Origin of the sequence: Cytophaga aurantiaca DSM 3654, assembly GCF_000379725.1 — a bacterium.
In the GTDB taxonomy this organism is placed as follows: Bacteria; Bacteroidota; Bacteroidia; order Cytophagales; family Cytophagaceae; genus Cytophaga; species Cytophaga aurantiaca.
Genome location: NZ_KB903632.1, coordinates 1 through 16,952, shown reverse-complemented (window position 1 = coordinate 16,952; position 16,952 = coordinate 1). Strand labels below are relative to the sequence as shown.

At 37.0% G+C, this 16,952-nt stretch carries 13 protein-coding genes, 1 tRNA gene and 1 pseudogene; 7 read left to right on the top strand and 8 right to left on the bottom strand.

Annotated features, from left to right (window positions below; genetic code table 11):
* Positions 1-29 precede the first annotated feature (29 nt).
* The 6 genes from A3EE_RS0107695 to A3EE_RS0107670 form a co-directional block, all read right to left on the bottom strand.
* A complete protein-coding gene (locus A3EE_RS0107695; protein WP_018342866.1) occupies positions 30-668 on the bottom strand; it encodes a carbonic anhydrase in 639 nt (212 codons plus the stop codon).
* A gap of 10 nt (positions 669-678) precedes the next feature.
* A complete protein-coding gene (locus A3EE_RS0107690; protein WP_018342865.1) occupies positions 679-2,232 on the bottom strand; it encodes a SulP family inorganic anion transporter in 1,554 nt (517 codons plus the stop codon).
* A gap of 89 nt (positions 2,233-2,321) precedes the next feature.
* Positions 2,322-2,654: a hypothetical protein gene (locus A3EE_RS0107685; protein WP_018342864.1), complete on the bottom strand. Its 333-nt coding sequence runs from the start codon at positions 2,652-2,654 to the stop codon at positions 2,322-2,324.
* Between the two features lie 18 nt (positions 2,655-2,672).
* Positions 2,673-4,631 (bottom strand): glycosyltransferase, encoded by a 1,959-nt coding sequence (locus A3EE_RS0107680; RefSeq protein WP_026209658.1) that lies wholly within the window; start codon positions 4,629-4,631, stop codon positions 2,673-2,675.
* A complete protein-coding gene (gene recR, locus A3EE_RS0107675) occupies positions 4,628-5,245 on the bottom strand; it encodes a recombination mediator RecR (RefSeq protein ID WP_018342862.1) in 618 nt (205 codons plus the stop codon). Before recR ends, A3EE_RS0107680 begins: the two co-directional genes overlap by 4 nt.
* Positions 5,246-5,299: 54 nt before the next feature.
* Positions 5,300-5,599 (bottom strand): ATP-dependent Clp protease adaptor ClpS, encoded by a 300-nt coding sequence (locus tag A3EE_RS0107670; protein ID WP_018342861.1) that lies wholly within the window; start codon positions 5,597-5,599, stop codon positions 5,300-5,302.
* A gap of 74 nt (positions 5,600-5,673) precedes the next feature.
* On the opposite strand from A3EE_RS0107670, the gene A3EE_RS0107665 reads away from it, so the two are divergent.
* Entirely contained in the window at positions 5,674-7,140 is a 1,467-nt protein-coding gene (locus A3EE_RS0107665; protein WP_018342860.1) for a sodium:solute symporter, read from the top strand.
* A 133-nt stretch (positions 7,141-7,273) separates the two neighbouring features.
* Here A3EE_RS0107665 and A3EE_RS0107660 read toward each other — a convergent pair whose 3' ends face one another.
* Complete coding sequence (locus A3EE_RS0107660; protein WP_018342859.1) at positions 7,274-7,612, bottom strand: MGMT family protein; 339 nt, start codon at positions 7,610-7,612, stop codon at positions 7,274-7,276.
* A gap of 291 nt (positions 7,613-7,903) precedes the next feature.
* On the opposite strand from A3EE_RS0107660, the gene A3EE_RS0107655 reads away from it, so the two are divergent.
* The 6 genes from A3EE_RS0107655 (at position 7,904) to A3EE_RS0107630 (ending at position 16,597) form a co-directional block, all read left to right on the top strand.
* A tRNA-Ser gene (locus tag A3EE_RS0107655) sits at positions 7,904-7,988 on the top strand.
* Positions 7,989-8,238: 250 nt separating this feature from the next.
* A complete protein-coding gene (locus A3EE_RS0107650; protein WP_033417698.1) occupies positions 8,239-10,221 on the top strand; it encodes a PAS domain-containing sensor histidine kinase in 1,983 nt (660 codons plus the stop codon).
* 12 nt (positions 10,222-10,233) lie between these two features.
* Positions 10,234-10,902, top strand: coding sequence for a DUF7822 domain-containing protein (locus tag A3EE_RS21275; protein ID WP_018342857.1), 669 nt, complete (start codon positions 10,234-10,236; stop codon positions 10,900-10,902).
* A 206-nt stretch (positions 10,903-11,108) separates the two neighbouring features.
* Complete coding sequence (locus A3EE_RS20220; RefSeq protein WP_018342856.1) at positions 11,109-12,542, top strand: leucine-rich repeat domain-containing protein; 1,434 nt, start codon at positions 11,109-11,111, stop codon at positions 12,540-12,542.
* Between the two features lie 121 nt (positions 12,543-12,663).
* Complete coding sequence (locus A3EE_RS0107635; RefSeq protein WP_018342855.1) at positions 12,664-13,674, top strand: SH3 domain-containing protein; 1,011 nt, start codon at positions 12,664-12,666, stop codon at positions 13,672-13,674.
* A gap of 100 nt (positions 13,675-13,774) precedes the next feature.
* Positions 13,775-16,597, top strand: a complete 2,823-nt coding sequence (locus tag A3EE_RS0107630; protein ID WP_018342854.1) for a WD40 repeat domain-containing protein — start codon at positions 13,775-13,777, stop codon at positions 16,595-16,597.
* 108 nt (positions 16,598-16,705) lie between these two features.
* On the opposite strand, the pseudogene A3EE_RS0107625 reads toward A3EE_RS0107630, so the two are convergent.
* Positions 16,706-16,952 (bottom strand): annotated as a pseudogene (locus tag A3EE_RS0107625) (IS110 family RNA-guided transposase); the annotation flags it as partial.

Here is a 16,952-nt window from a genome sequence, read left to right as displayed (position 1 = left end):
ACTAGTAACTAGTACCTCGTAACTAGCAACTACTCCTTAAATTTATACCTGAAGATATGCTCCAGATCTTCCGATTCATCGTACAACGAATGTAAGTCTTTTATGATACCAGTATCCAGCCCGTAAACCCAGCCATGAATATCGAGTTCTCTGTTCTGCCATGCTTGTTGAACAGGTTTTGTTTTAGCAAGATTGCGAACTTGTTCAACTACATTTAATTCAACCAGTCGGTTGGTACGCTCTTCTTCATTTTCGATCGCAAGCAGTTCTATCGTATTTTTATTGTATACTTCTTTGATGTTGCGAAGCCAATTGTCGACATAGCCAAACGAATCATTTTTCATTGCAGCAGCAACACCTCCACATCCGTAGTGGCCACACACAATAATGTGTTTTACTTTTAATACTGTAACAGCATATTCAACAACACTTAATAAATTTAAGTCTGTATGCACAACCATATTGGCAATGTTTCTATGCACAAAGAGTTGTCCCTGATTGGTTCCTGTTACTTCTGTTTCTGGAACGCGGCTGTCTGAACAGCCGATCCATAAGTACTCAGGTGTTTGAGAGATTTTCATGCGCTTGAAGTAATCCGCATCATCCTGGAGTTTACCTAAAGCCCATCTTTTATTGTTATTTAATAATGTTTGATAACTATCTTTCATAGCGGTATAATTATTTTCTGATTATGTGAAGGTCGATCTCCTGAATATTTATTAGTTGAATTTTTATTCCGTTTTTAACGGCTTCCTGTTTGTAGATCATGATGGTTTCCAATACATCGTAATCAATCGATTTAATATTTACTCCATCAAGGATCAACGATGAATTGTATGGTACGGTGTTTAGCATTTTCAGCAAGGCACCTTTGTTTATGAATGACACATTCTCCGGAAATGTGATGAGGGTGTGCGTTGTTCCTTCTATTTCAGTAGAAGATTTCTTTACCGGAATTTTCATCAAGTCGCGGATGATATAAAGCAACGCTGCAGCAAGTCCACATATAATACCGATCAGCATATTTGTTAAAAGCATGACAGCAATGGTCGTAATGAATGGTACAAATTGTTTTTGTCCGATCGCATACATAGACTTGAATAAGCCGATCCGTGTTAATTTATAACCCGTAAATAATAAGATTACGGCCAGCGATGCATTGGGAATGCTCGTCAATAGATCCGGAAACAATAAGATACTGGCAAATAGAAGAGCTCCGTGAATATAACCAGAGAGTTTACTTGTTGCGCCAGCGTTGATGTTGGCAGAACTCCGGATAATTGCAGACGTGATTGGTACACCGCCAACCAGTCCGCAAGTAAGATTACCAACTCCCTGCGCGATCAACTCTCTATTGGTAGGAGTAGGAGTGCTTTCTTTTTTTAATTTATCCGTAGCATCAATACTTAGCAAGGATTCTAAACTTACAACAATAGCAATAGTAAACCCGATGGAGTACGTGCGGATGTTATTCAGTGCACTTAGATCAGGGAAGATCAAACTGCCAAGCAGATCATTTGCAGATTTGATTGTAGGAATAGATACAAGGTGATTTTGATGAATTAAGAGTGAAGGAAATACAAGCTGAAATAATTTATTCAGTAATAAGCCGGCAGCCACAATAATTAAGGCGCTGGGTACAAATGATAGTCGCGATCCGGGCTTTATATAATCACTGTTCCAGAAAAGTAGGATAATAATAGAGATAGCGCTGATGATGGCTGGACCGAGAGTGAAATAATTGACCATGTGGATCAATTCAGAGAAGCTGTTCTTGCCATCGTCCTGAAAGAAGGACATGTTCCCTTCGGGGTCAACATCATATCCGATTAAGTGAGGGATTTGTTTTATGATCAGGATGATACCGATTGCAGACAACATACCTTTGATCACAGAAGAAGGGAAGTAGTAGCCGATGATACCTACTTTAAGTATTCCAAACAAGATCTGAAACAGTCCTGCAATACAGATCGCAGTAAGTACCATTTCAAAATTTCCCAATTCTTTTATTGAACTGATCATAATGGCTGTCATGCCTGCGGTTGGTCCGCTGATACTATATTTCGCGCCACTGATCAGCATTACGATGCTGCCTCCGATAATGCCGCTGATGATACCTGAAAACGGAGGTGCATTTTGAGCTAAAGCAATTCCAAGGCATAGTGGTACTGCAACAAGGAATACTACGACACCCGCCTGGATGTCTTTTAAAGACTCTTTGGTTGATAACATAATTTAAATTTTAATGTAAATAGAATACACGTATAATCGAACACGGGGATTTGTTCGTTACATGCAAGAATGAAATGATTGAAATAGGGTTATACCAACTCAGGCGGCGGTGTTACTACTTCTTTAAAATGAGATTTGAAAAGAAGTGCATAAAAATCTAAGGTGTGCTTATTGCAATTGTACTGTAAAGCTATTCCGTAATAAAAAGAAGTTTTTAAATAGTATGAATCTTTTTGTTTAGATTCTTCTTTTTCAGAACGTTCTTTACCTTCTTCGTCGTCGAGACTTTTTGCTTCGTCATCTACTTCAGTAGAAGCAAGCTCAACAGGAGTTTTAATTTTTTTTATGAATGCGATGAGATTTGACTTGCCTACAATGCTAAGTGAGAATAAAAAGAATAATATGTAGGTAATAATTCTCATGTAAGATGTTGGGCTGGTTTAAAAGCCTCCCAGATATTTGAAAGACTTAGCAATTAAGGTTATATCCATATACAAACTGTAATCTCTTGCATACGCTAAATTCAGTTCCTGAATATTAGATGCATGGATCTTAGCAGATCGTTCCAGATAATACGTAGGATTTATAATTCCGGTTTTAATTTTAGGTAGATTAATTTGACCTGCATTTGTAAACCCTACCCACGATTTGCGGCCGATTAACACCTGACGGATATTGTAAAAGAAGTTTTTAGGTTTGTCGATCAACCATACAATCACTGGATAGGATATCAAGAATATAAGGCTAACGATAACATCCAGGATGCGTTTGTCTTTGATGTTTTTCTCCTCAATGATATTCAAATTAATGTTCAGGGTATAAAAATCACCACGACGGTTTTTAGAATTGCTTCCGATGATGATGTTACTTTCTTCAGGAACGATCTTAAAATCAACAAGCGTATTGTCTATTTGCGTCATCCACTCAATGATCGAGTTTGCAGGCAGATCTTTCGAACAGAAGATGATCTCATCTACCTTGTAAAGACGTACAATATTATGTAGTTGTTTTGTGAAGCCTAAGTATTTACCTTTTACATCTGCGTTATTACCTGTTGTGATAAAACCAAGGATGTTTAATTTATAATTAGATTCGTGCAGCAACGAATCGATCCGGTCGCACTCTGCATAAGAGCCGACGATAACGATCTTTTTATTTTTATTTTCACCCAGTTCAAATCTGCCGTTTTTGATCCAGTGTATTAAACCTCTGAATACAAATACCATTAACATAGATAAAAGAGAACCTTCGATCAAAAAGTTTTTAGAGTATCTGTACTCATCAATGAAGTACGATAAGGATGCAATGATCAATGTTCCGAAAAAGAAACTGCGAATCAATCGGCCAGCTGTTACATTGCTTTTGTAGGCGCCGTTAAACAGCAATGAAAGAAGCCATGTACAAGTGAATAACGGAATGATCTGCTTGTAGACAATCTCTATCGATGAATCATTTAATAATTGTGTTTCATTCTTGAAATAAAACAAGCCAATCAAAGAACTGAGAATTAACCCTGCGTCAAATGCAATAGGTAATACTTTATCAAGGATACGGTTTGAAAGTGCAATAAGAGCGCGGAAATAAATTGCAAGATGGATCAGTAATTTGAAGGCGCCGGTATTGTTTGTTGTAAAGTGTTTCTGAGCGAAAATAATCATCGCTTTGTAAAAAATAAACACGTAATTGACACTCGTCTTTTTTGTACTTTCCCCTTTGTAGTGGATAATACGCGTGTCTGAGAAATAATAATTTTTGTACCCGTTTTTTATGATGCGGTAAGACAGATCAATGTCTTCACCGTACATGAAGTAATCTTCATCAAGTACGCCGATCGTATCCAGAACAGATTTTCTCAGAACCATAAATGCACCAGAAAGTACTTCTACTTCGTGTGTTTTATTTTTATCTAAGTAGCCTAAATGATAATGGCCAAACTTTTTAGATTTAGGAAACAGCTTAGCTAAACCGAAGATCTTGTAAAACGCAACCCATGGAGTAGGGAAGCCTCTTTTCGATTCAGCAAGGAAATCCCCTTTGCCATCGATCATTTTAACACCTAATCCGCCGCCCTCAGGATGTGCATCCATGAACGCAACACATTTGTCTAAGGTATCAACTTCAATTACGGTATCCGGATTTAATAATAAGATATATTCACCTGTAGCTTGTGCAATCGCTTGATTATTTGCTTTTGAAAAGCCAACATTCAATTCATTAACGATAAGTTTTACAGAAGGAAACTTTGCTTTTACCATTTCAACTGAACCATCAGCTGAATTATTATCAACAACAAAAACTTCAATATCCAGGTTTGAACTTGCCTTAGATACAGAAATGAGTGCCTGTTCCAAAAAATGACACACATTATAATTTACAATTATGACACTTAATTGTTTCAATCTTCTTTGTTTTCAAATAAAGTTCGGGTTGCAATACTTCTACCAAGAGTTACTTCATCCATGTATTCAAGTTCACCACCAAAAGGTATCCCACGAGCGATCGTGCTGATCTTGATTGGATGCGGCTTAAGTTTCTTAGTTATAAAGAACGCAGTTGTATCACCCTCCATTGTTGGACTGAGTCCAAGTATTACCTCCTTAATTTCCGTATTGGTTAATATACGATCGATTAAAGAATTGATATTTAACTGATCTGGCCCAATTCGTTCCATCGGAGATATTACTCCTCCTAAAACGTGGTAAACGCCAAAATATTGGTTTGTATTTTCAATTGCCAATACATCCCGGATATCTTCTACAACACAAACGATGCGTTGGTCTCTTCTATTGCTTGTGCATATGTCACAAATTTCATTATCTGAAATAGTGTGGCATTTTGAGCAGTATTGAATGTTTTCGCGCGCATTTAAAAGTGCATGCGCTAAACTTTCAGAGTCTTTACTTTCTTTCTTTAAAAGATGAAGCACCAATCTTAAAGCAGTCTTTTTTCCGATTCCGGGAAGTTTAGCTACTTCAAGTACAGCATCTTCTAATAATTTAGAAGGAAAGTTCATAAGTTAAGATTGTGGTAAGTAAACTAAAGAAATTCAAATGCGAATGGTTTGTTACTAGCGTATTTCAGCAGAAATACCTTTGTCACATAATCCCTGACGCATTGGCTTTAGTTCACTGAACGATCCCATTTTTACCGTACATTTACCTTTGTGATGAATAAGAAGTGTACATTGTTCCGCTTGTTCCGGTGAATGTCCGCAAACAGACATCAACATTTGGATAACATGCTCAAATGTATTTACATCATCATTGTACACAATAAGGTCATTCATATCAGAAGTTTGCACTTCTTCCATTAACGCAACATCTTCTTCATGTTGAAATGGGAACGAATGATTTAGAAAGTGATTCATAATTCTTTCGGTAAGGTGTATAGCAAATTTAATAAAAAAAAGACAAATTTGACTGATTTTAAGACAGAATTAATATGACAAGCGGGTTAATTATTTCCATTTTGAGCATCTATTTTGGTGCATTGTTACTTATTGCCTGGTTTACTTCCAGAAAAGCCGATTCAGACGCTTTTTTTACTGGAAATAATCAATCTGCCTGGTATTTGGTCGCTTTTGGAATGATCGGCACTTCGGTATCCGGGGTGACTTTTATTTCTGTTCCGGGGAGGGTTGGATTAGAAGGCTTTTCCTATTTTCAATTGATTTTAGGGAATCTGGTCGGGTATTTCATCGTAGCATTGATTTTGATGCCGATCTACTACAGATCCAACATGGTTTCCATTTACACATTTCTGGAAGAACGCTTTGGTTTTTGGTCCTATAAAACCGGCTCCGCGTTCTTTTTATTATCCAGAACTATTGGCTCATCGCTTCGACTTTATCTCGCGGCCGAAGTCTTACATACGTTCCTGTTTAAAAGCTTAGGTGTTTCGTTTGTGTTCACCGTGGGCATTACCATTCTATTGATCTGGATCTACACATTCAAAGGAGGGGTGAAGACCATTATCTGGACAGATACCTTTCAGACCTTCTTTCTTGTAGGTGCGGTAATTATTAGTGTTGCTGTAATCTCAAATCAATTGGGCTGGGGTGTAGTGGACATGGTAAAAGAAGTAGATGCAAGTAAATATTCTACCATCTTTCATTTTGAAGATGCCAAAGCGTCAGATTATTTCTGGAAACAATTTATTTCAGGGATCTTCTTTACCATTGTATTGACGGGCTTAGACCAGGATCTGATGCAAAAGAATTTAACGTGTAAGAATTTAGGCGAAGCTCAAAAGAACATGTATTGGTTCTCCATCATTCTGGTGATCGTAAACTTTTTATTCTTAACTCTGGGTGCATTGCTGTATATCTATTCAGAAAAAGAAGGATTTACTATACCGGCACAAACGGATTATTTGTATCCGATCTTAGCATTGAAATATTTAGGAGTGATTGCAGGTGTATTTTTCTTATTGGGAATTACTGCCTCTTCTTATGCAAGCTCAGACTCTGCATTGACAGCACTTACAACAGCGTTCTGTATAGACTTTTTAAATTTCAATAAAGGCGAAGTGAAAAATAAAAACCGTACACGCACCTATGTACACGTAGGTTTTTCAGTACTCTTTTTTGTTATCATTATTCTATTTAAAGAATTTAATAAAGATACTTCTGTTATTAAAACGGTGTTAAAAGCAGCAGCTTATACGTATGGTCCATTGTTGGGTATGTTTGCCTTTGGAATTATCAGCAAGAATAGAAAAGTGAAAGATGCATGGGTGCCGTTGATCTGTATCTTATCGCCGTTTTTAACATGGAGAGTGGTGATCTTCTGTAAAGAAGTATTGCATTATCAAACCGCATTTGAAGACCTAATGATAAATGGAGCGATTACTGCGCTGGGGATGTATCTGATTTCGTCGAAATCAGAACGATTGGCCAGTGGTCAGTAAAGAGTGGTCAGGTTGCGCACCGTTGTAAAATAGCGGCTATTAGTAAATAACTACAAATTGTTTATTGTCGAATCTTAAGGCTGAAAGCCTTAAATAACATAGCTTGGGGCATCGCCCCAAGAAAAATAAGTTCTCACAGCAACTCTTTTTCAGGATCCCAAAAGACGGAATTAAAGTTAACTACTTTGATTCCGTCTTTTATTTTAACACCTTCTTTTTCCAATGCTTCTGCCATTGCAGTAGGTGTTTCAAAATGATGTTTGCCTGTTAACAAACCCGAGCTATTAACCACGCGGTGCGCTGGTACATGAAGATGCGCATGAGCAGCATTCATTGCCCAGCCCACCATACGTGCAGAAGATTTCATGCCTAAGTATTTACCAATCGCACCATACGATGTTACCCGACCGGCTGGTATCAATTCCACTACCTGATAAACGGAAGAAAAGAAGGACTCATGGTCTTTTTTCATGAATTAAAGATATTAGAATTTTGTTGAATGTTGCCGGGGTTGTGCTTTTTCAGCCTACGCCGCGGCGGACACTCAGGAATGTATTTCCTCGCAACCTCTTTGGAATTTGTTTTTTTGATATTTGGAGTTTTCTTCGTTTGGATACAACTCTAACATTATCTTAGACTTGTATCCAAACGAAGAAGTTGTGGAAACTTTTTTAAAAGAATTTGGCAGTCAATGTTTGTATATTAATAGAAAATGCATAGTTTTGCATCCTCATTAGACAACACGATTGTCTTTGGACCGCATAGAGAGATGGCAGAGCGGTCGAATGCGGCGGTCTTGAAAACCGTTGAACTGCGAGGTTCCGGGGGTTCGAATCCCTCTCTCTCTACGTATTAAAACCCTTCCAAACCGGAAGGGTTTTTTTGTTTTAATATATATCAATTATTGAGCCCCACTCACATTCTTTATAGCCCTCTTCGTACTTACGGAACGGTCGCGATCGTTCAGCATTTTTTTTTGTAAAATGTATGCTATTTTATATCTTGAATAGTGTTTTCTTTCATTGTGTTTTCAATAGCAATGAGTCTCCGATTAATGCAGGTTTAACTTTTCCATAAATTTAGTCTGAATAAAGAATTATGAGTTTGGCCGACAATTTACGAATCACTTCTCAACTTAACCTATCCAACATCCTTTCACAAATGCCTATCGGTATGGCTATTTACCGCGGCTCGGATTACATGATAGAACTGGCGAATGAAGCCATGCTTCGTTATTGGAATTTAAATGCGGAAGATGTTCTTGAAAAGCCTGCCTTTGACGTTTTAAAAAGGGAAGATGTACAGGAGCTAAGAAAAATTTTTGATGACGTTTACAACCAGGGAAATCGTGCTGTCATTAACGAGGTATTTGTAGAGTTACCTGTTGAGGGATGGTTAATTCCATTTTACTATAGCCTCACATTCGAAGCATTGCGGGACGAACAGAGTCGCATCAATGGCATCATGTGTCTGGCAAACGACATCACGCATTCTGTAGAAGCCCGTAAAAAGCTGGAAGAAGCTGAAAAGAAAAAAAGTCTTGTATTGGATGCCGGATCTTATGGTACATGGGATTTCAACCTGCTTGATAATACGGTTGAGCTGGATGCCCGTTGCCGCGAATTATTTAACATGCCGCCGCATGAGCACATAGCCCCACTCGATTTTTGGAAATATATTAACGAAAAGGATCATCCTAAAGTGACCGTCGCTGTAGGCGCTTCTCTGGATCCCCTGCAACGGGCAGATTATACATTGGAATACAGAGTGGGCAGTGAAGAAGGTAAGATTCGCTGGATTAGAAACAAAGGCAAGGGATATTTTAACGGTGATGTTCCTTATCGTTTTGTAGGAACTGTGCAGGACGTTACAGAAGAACATCAACTCAAGTCCGAGCAAGAGAAATTATTACGACTGGTAGACAACAGCATTGAGCTGATGTCTTTGTTGGGAACAAATAACATTAACTCCTACATCAATAAGGCGGGCATGGAACTGCTTGGGTTTGACACCATGGAGCAGGTTCTTCAAACCCCTATCTCGGAGCTGCATTTAAAAGAGGATTTTGAAAAAGTAGCTGCAGAGGTAATTACATCCTTGCAAACTGTTGGAAGATGGTCAGGGCAAATGAATGTCCGGCATTTAAAGACAGGGGAGATCATTCCCGTATACAACAATACGGTGCGCATCGATGATCCGGTAACAGGAGAAGTATTAGCGTTTGGTGCGGTGATGAGGGATATGCGGCAGGAACTTGCTGCTCAACAATCATTGCAGGAATCAGAAAGAAAATACAGACAATTGAGTAATGAATTAGAAGAACGCGTAGATGAGCGTACGGTTGATCTTCGCAATGCGAACTTCAACCTGAATCGTTCCAATCGTTATTTGGAACAGTTTGCGTATGTTGCCAGTCACGACTTGCAGGAACCATTGCGAAAGATCCGGATCTTTAGCGATCTGATCATGGAAAATATCAACGATCAGGAGCTGCTTGAAAAATATATTTCTAAAATCAATAGCGCTTCGGAGCGCATGTCTTCTTTGGTAAAAGAGCTGCTCAATTATTCGCGCCTTTCATCACCTCAGCTTACCTTTGAAACGGTTGATCTGTCTGTTATACTTGCTAATGCTATTACTGACTGCGAATGTATAATCAAACAAAAGAATGCAGTCATTCATCTGTCTCCGTTGCCAATAATAGAGGGCGTTTCATCACAACTCTATCAGCTGTTTTTAAACCTGTTGAGCAATGCGTTAAAATTCAATGAAGCAATACCTGTTATTTCAATCAGCTGTTCCGAAATAGATGGCAAAAATATAAAAAACGGCAGTGAGTTAATTGATCCTGAAAGTAAATACGCGCATCTTATTTTTAAAGATAACGGCATAGGGTTTACAAAAGATCTGTTTGAAAAAGTTTTTACAATATTTACGCGTGGCACCGCCGATCCTAAGTTTATAGGTACGGGTATTGGCCTGGCTGTTTGTAAAAAAGTAGTTGAGAATCATCGCGGCTACATCGATGTCGAAAGTGAAGTTGGAAAGGGAACAAGCTTTCATATATACCTTCCGTTATAAACCTTTTAAAATATGGCAAATAGAAGTTATTTGTATGCAATTAATTTTGATAGAACCCTAAGGAAAAAACAGGATTCAGATAGTATTAAAGGCGTCTCGGAAAATAATTATGAGATTCCTTTAATTCATAAAATATTAGTGAGTCAGGAATCGAAGTTGTCACCATCCATAATATGGGAATACGATCATCCAATTTCTATTATAGGGAATTTTTATAAGGGGAAGGAAAAATTATTTGATTTTTTAATTGATTTAAAACAACGTGGATATTACGATCATCAGGACTTGGACAAACTCATTGAAACTACAAAGATATTTTTAAATGATGAATCAAATTCAGGTGCGTTTGCTTATTTGGAAGCCGGAGAATTATATATGATGGGCAACGAAGCTTTTGAGATTCAAAATCAAAAGATATACGAAGAGATTTTAAATTACAATCAAATGATTTCAGATTTTTATAAAATGATCGAATTGAAGAATACTGAAATCATCGCTTTGAAAAAAATAATTTCCGGGAAGAATAAAGGATTTCTAAATTTCATATTTAAATCTTCAAATTCATCTGCAGATATAGAAAAGATAAATAAGGAGATCTACAGAATTGAATCAGAAAAACATGCATTATTGTGTGTCGATAACTGGTCCAAACATCTATATTTTGATTTCAGTAATAAATAAACTCAACAATAGTCTTCTACTGCCGCAGACATTCGCTCGACTCTCTGCAGCAAAATCAGAAAAATAAAAATGAAACAAATACTGCACTGCTGGCGCCAGTCTGAGCGAAGCGGGACTGGTGTCTGATCTTTCTGTAGTCTTTGACTACACCCCAACGTATAATTATTCGCGTAAGTAAGCCTGCAGCAAATTAGAAGAAACATAAAATGAAACACATACTGATAATTGGTGTCCTGCTTTTAGTATCGATCAATGGCTATTGTTACGACTGGAGACATGTGCCGGGTAAGAAAGTGTATACAGACCTCGACGAAGCGCTTAACGCAAAAGAGAAAGTATACAATCTTCAACTCTATCTTAAGGAAATTGATTTCAACAAGCTAAAGCAAATTGGAAAACTGGATAGTTTACAATTTTTATCGCTATCAGAATGCTTCCTGAAAAACTTACCCGATGAAATTTTTAAGCTTCCGAATCTAAGAACACTGATATTAAATGATAATGAATTCACGAAGATTCCTGCTGGTATAAAATATTGCAAGAGACTTGAGTATTTTACAATCCATCATTGTGAATTAACAGCCCTTCCGAAAGAAATTGGAGAATTATCCCATCTTGAAACCTTATTGATCGGAGATAACAAACTTTCTTCTTTACCTGCTGAAATAGGAAAATTGAAAAGCCTGATTGAAATTTCATTGCAAGGCAATCAGATTGAATATCTGCCGAATCAAATAGGTGAATTGAAAAGCCTTAAAATATTAAGCATACCTTTTAATGGACTCAAGGCTTTACCCGAAACAATTGGCCTACTGGGTAATTTAGAAACGCTTGAAATTCAAAGCAACAATATAAAAATACTGCCTTCCGAAATTGGAAATCTAATATCACTCAGACACCTTCATGCTTTTGGAAATGACTTGACAAGCATTCCTGCATCCATGGGGCAATTAATTCTGCTGAATGATCTTTTTCTTAATGGGAATAAGATATCTCATTTTCCGGATGAATTATCCAACCTAAAAAACCTTATGTGGCTTGGTTTGGGTAGCGATTCGCTATCTCAATTCCCAGCATTTATTAAAGGACTTTCAAATCTTGTATCATTGGAAATACGAAATTCTAACATTGAGAAAATCCCGGATTTTATTTGTGGTTTGACAAATCTTCAGGAATTAAAATTGTCGAGAAATAAAATAACTACGCTACCGGATTTCATTTGTGAGTTGACAAATCTTCAGGAATTGGATTTGTCGAATAATAAAATAACTACGCTACCGGGTTTTATTTGTATTTTAACGAATCTTCAGAAACTGGATTTGTCGGATAATAAAATAACTACGTTGCCGGATTGCATTGGCCAACTTGAATTCCTGAGCGTTCTTTATTTAATGGATAATAACATAGAGAAGTTACCTCTGGAGTTATTTGAATTGAAAAATCTTGAGCAACTATCATTGACAAACAATCCGATTTCAACCATTCCTGATCCAATTAAAAATTTAGAAAATCTTAAATGGCTTGGAATACGAGAAACAAAAATACCTGTGGAAAGAGTCGTAGAAATTAAAAAGCTATTACCTGAAAACTGTGAAGTGCGTTTTGAAACGGAAGAAGATAGCTCGATGAGACTTCATTGATAAGTGATGAAGTGTACTTTTTGTTCTATGCATTGACTTTATCATAACTGACCACTAATAAATTTGCTCTAACTTTATTACCTTGACACAGAACCTCTACATTTTTTATTGCATGAACCGAATGATATTCTTTCGAGTACTTTTAATAGGATCTCTTGTTGCACTGTATGGCTGTGCAGACAAAACAACATCCGAACAGACTGCTGCAGATTCTGTTTTAGTAGTGCCTGATTCCACACCTGCTATTCCAGGCATGGATGATGCCGCTGCTGTAAATGTCCCACGAACGATTATTCCCGAGGATACCATGAAAGCCATCAAAGTGGTATATGTAACCAATAAAGAAGGTACAACAGTATATGCTCAGATGGATCACAATACCGAGCTGGAAAGTATACTTCCATTTGGTCAGGAACTGGATGTACTGGAAGAACACAAGGAATGGTATAAGGTACGCTTTAGAAATAATTCAGAGATCTATATTTATTATGTTTTCAAAGAATACACCTCTTCTGAAAATCCGGTTGGCATAACGCTTTTTTATCCGGAGTTTAAAATGATTTTTTTCGGATTCATTTATGATGAGGAATATACAAACACTAACCGCTTTTATCAGCAGAATGGAGTGGATGGAAGCCAGGCGCAGATTATTAAAGAGGATACCATCTCTTTATATGAAACGCTAAAAAGTTATCAAGTAATCAAACGCATTCAATGTGTTCCGAAAAATAAAAGCGACCGCTTCGTTGTTTCCCTTGCTTACGGACAACTTCTGTATGAAGTGAAAGAACTCACACATGAAAATGCCGACAATAAAATCATGCAATGGTTTGAACTTACCCCATACAAGGTACTGCCAGATACGGGTGGTATTTTCCTACCTAGATCCAATGGTAATTTAACTAAAGGCGAAGGAGATTTATACAGAAACGCAATGGCTAAAAAACATCACATGAAAGATACCATTGTGACAATACCGGGAGAGTATGAGATCAATACAGAATATGTACATAAGAACCGCTATTTCTGTTACGATCTTGGCAGTTTTTATCTTAAAGTACAGCGGTTTTCAGGTGATAGGCTAATAGAAACCCGATATATTACGATTTCTCTGCAAGAGAGTGGGTGCTGAGAATTTATTGGCTTCATCATAACTGACCACTGTTTTACTGACCACTGTCTACTGACAACTATTTACTATCTTTCGTATCCAAATAATCGATACTGTTTTTATGAATACAATCCCCCGTTTACTTTTTGCTTGTGGACTTCTTTTATGTTTCATCGCATGTAACTCAGATGGTCCGGCTTATACCATTGAACCGCCTTTCAAATCCATTACGCCCAAGTACGATACCTTTGAACTGGATGCGTCAGAGCCCAAAACACTTCGGTTATCCAGTGGTTCAAGTATTGAAATTCCGGAGAATGCATTTGTAGACAAGCAAGGAAATGTGGTAAAAGGAAAAGTAGCATTGACGTATCGGGAATTTCATACCGCTGCAGATATTTTAGCCAGTGGTATACCAATGATGTGTAACGATGAAAATGGTGAAGCAAAACCTTTTGAAAGCGGAGGCATGTTTGAAATTACGGCAACTGCAAATGGAGAAGAAATCAATATAGCGAAGGATAAAAAGATCAATGTGAATCTGGCTTCAAAGGTAGAGGGTGATTTTGATTTTTATTATTTGGAAGAAGACGGAAACAAAAAGGTTGAAACAGCATCTCTCTTTTTACAAACACAATCAACTGCGGCTACCGATAAGCAATACCGATGGAAGAAGCTCTACACAGCTTCAGAAGATACAGTAAAAAATCCTCCGGCAAGGGAAAAGAATCCCAATGCAAAATATTTTCAGGCGCATTTCGATACTAAAAAGTATACAGCAGCGGCAGCGATCGATACCATAAAGTGGGAGTACGCAGGCTTGAATAAATCAGATGATCCAACAGATCCGTCGAATGCATATGTTAAAAACACAACATGGTCTAGTGTTCGTATATCGCAACCTGTATACTATACGGAGCAAATTAAACAAGTTCAACTACATAAGTTTAACAATAATTTCTATTGGGCAGAATTGGAAGTATTACCTGATAATTTGGGTTTTGTTGCCGGAGATGGTGCTGACTATTTATCCTATTATGGGTGGGATGGTAAACTAAAGGCACGATTTAAAGGAGCAACGAGATTATTATATACGAACAGAGGTACAAAACACGCGGAATATTTATCCGTTAATAAGTTACATACACACATTCTGCTGACAGATAATAAATACAATTGCAAACTCTATGCTCTTAATGGAACATTGATAAAAGATTTTGGTTTTTTAAACAATCCATCATTTGACAAAAGCGGAAATAAAGTAATTGGAGAACGCATTCCTGAAGATTATGGAATTAGACCTGTTTCTATATATTCATTAACAGGAAATACGCTTCATAATTTTTCTTTCGATGTCACTAGTGAGGGAGTTTTTTATAGCCATTGGGAAACGTCTCCGGATCAATCAAACATAGCAGTGATAGCTTCAAAAAAACTAACTGTGTTTGATGTGGATGGGAAAGAACAAGCATCAATGGATGCAAGAGATATTCAGGATTGGCATTTTGCGAACTACAACCAATCCATCGTAATTTATACTAAAAATAACGAGGCGTTGATTTGGGATTGGAATAAAAACGAGACTTTCAAAGCTAAACTTAAAGTTGAAAAATATACTTTCACAATCAGTCCGCAAGATCCAATTCTTATTTTAAAAAAAGACAACAGTGAGTTTTTTTGGAACTGGGAAAAAGATACCTATAAGGAAATTAAGGTGCCTGAGAATCAACATACCTATTTCTCTTTTTCAAAAAAAGGAAACTTTATTTATCCTCAAATATTTAGGGATACAACTGACGTATCACGAACGTTGCTTAGTACTGAAGGAAATATTATTTTATCATTGAAGAAATCCAAATGGTGCTTTTTCGAATTTTCGGAAAATGAAGACCGTATTATCGTTCAGGACGATTCGACGCAATTATTTTTGATTGATAAATCAGGAAAGAAAATTGTTGATTTTAAATTGTATGATAGTGAGATAGTGCGCGCAAACTTTTGCAGCAATGAAAGTATTTTAACACAGACCGTTGACGGCACCGTAATGCTGTGGGGGCAAAATGGCAAACTGTTAAACACCGTTCGTACAAATAAAGAAATGACTGCATTCTGCCCTGGGAAAGAAAACTTTTTTTATGGTTATAGCAATCAAAGACCAACAGAATGTTGGGATTTCAAAACAGGAGCTTTAGTGTACGCATACAACCAGGAATTTGTAATGGATTATAAGTTAAGTTATTTGGGCAGTGAGGTTATTGAAATACCGGATGATGTAGTCTTGTCAAGAGGAAATCCAGGTAAATCCCCCGTCATTCTTTGGAAAAAAACTTCGGTGAAATTACCTTCTGGCGTGCATAGAATATCTTTTAAAAAAGATACTATTGAATTTCATACATACGCATACGTAGATCAAAAACAAATTGAATTATTAACCAAATATCAAAACCAATACGATTTGATACGTAAACGGGAGAATGAAGAAAAACAAAGGGTGATTAAAGAAAAACAAAAAAATGAAGCCCAACGCGTTGAAGAAGAAGAAAAGTTAGTCCGCAGTTTCGCCATCAACAATTTTGGCATCTATAACTGGGATCGTTTTTATAAAGATATCAACGCCTTATTTGTTAATGCTACGATGGAATTAGATACCAGCATAATGGAGTTTAATAACATTACCTTTTTCCTGATCACAGGTAAGGATAGAAATGTTGTGATCAAATATTATAGCAGTGTAGTAGATAAATTCAGATTTGTACCGGAAGACAACAATATGATGCTTGCTGTTTTGCCAAATGAGCGCATTGCTATTTTCGAAGAAGAAAAATTTCGCAAACTGGATATTGCAGAAATAAAAAAGAAAGGTACATACACATTCAAACTGAAGATCATTTCAGGAGAAACATCTAAAGCAGTATTGGATCGGATACTGCAGAAGCCTTCCTGACAATAACTCAAAATTAACCTTCTGCATAGCCCATAGCTTTAGCTATGGGATTTATTATGGCGTGGATATGTATGAATGCTTTCTATTTTCGCCGTGGATTTCTATGGTTTATGCAAGTGCATTGGTATAAATATATTCATATTTTCTATTATCTCTAACGCATGCAAATACACGATGTATTAATTTATTTCGAATAGCGTTTATAACATTCATTTTTGCTTTCCCTTGTTTTATTTTACGATCGTAGAATTCTGTAATTTCTTTATTTGATTGAATAGCAACCAGTGCTGCCATGTGTAATATTGATTTGATACGCATATTTGCTTTTCTTGATACATGTGTTCGTTTTCTTACG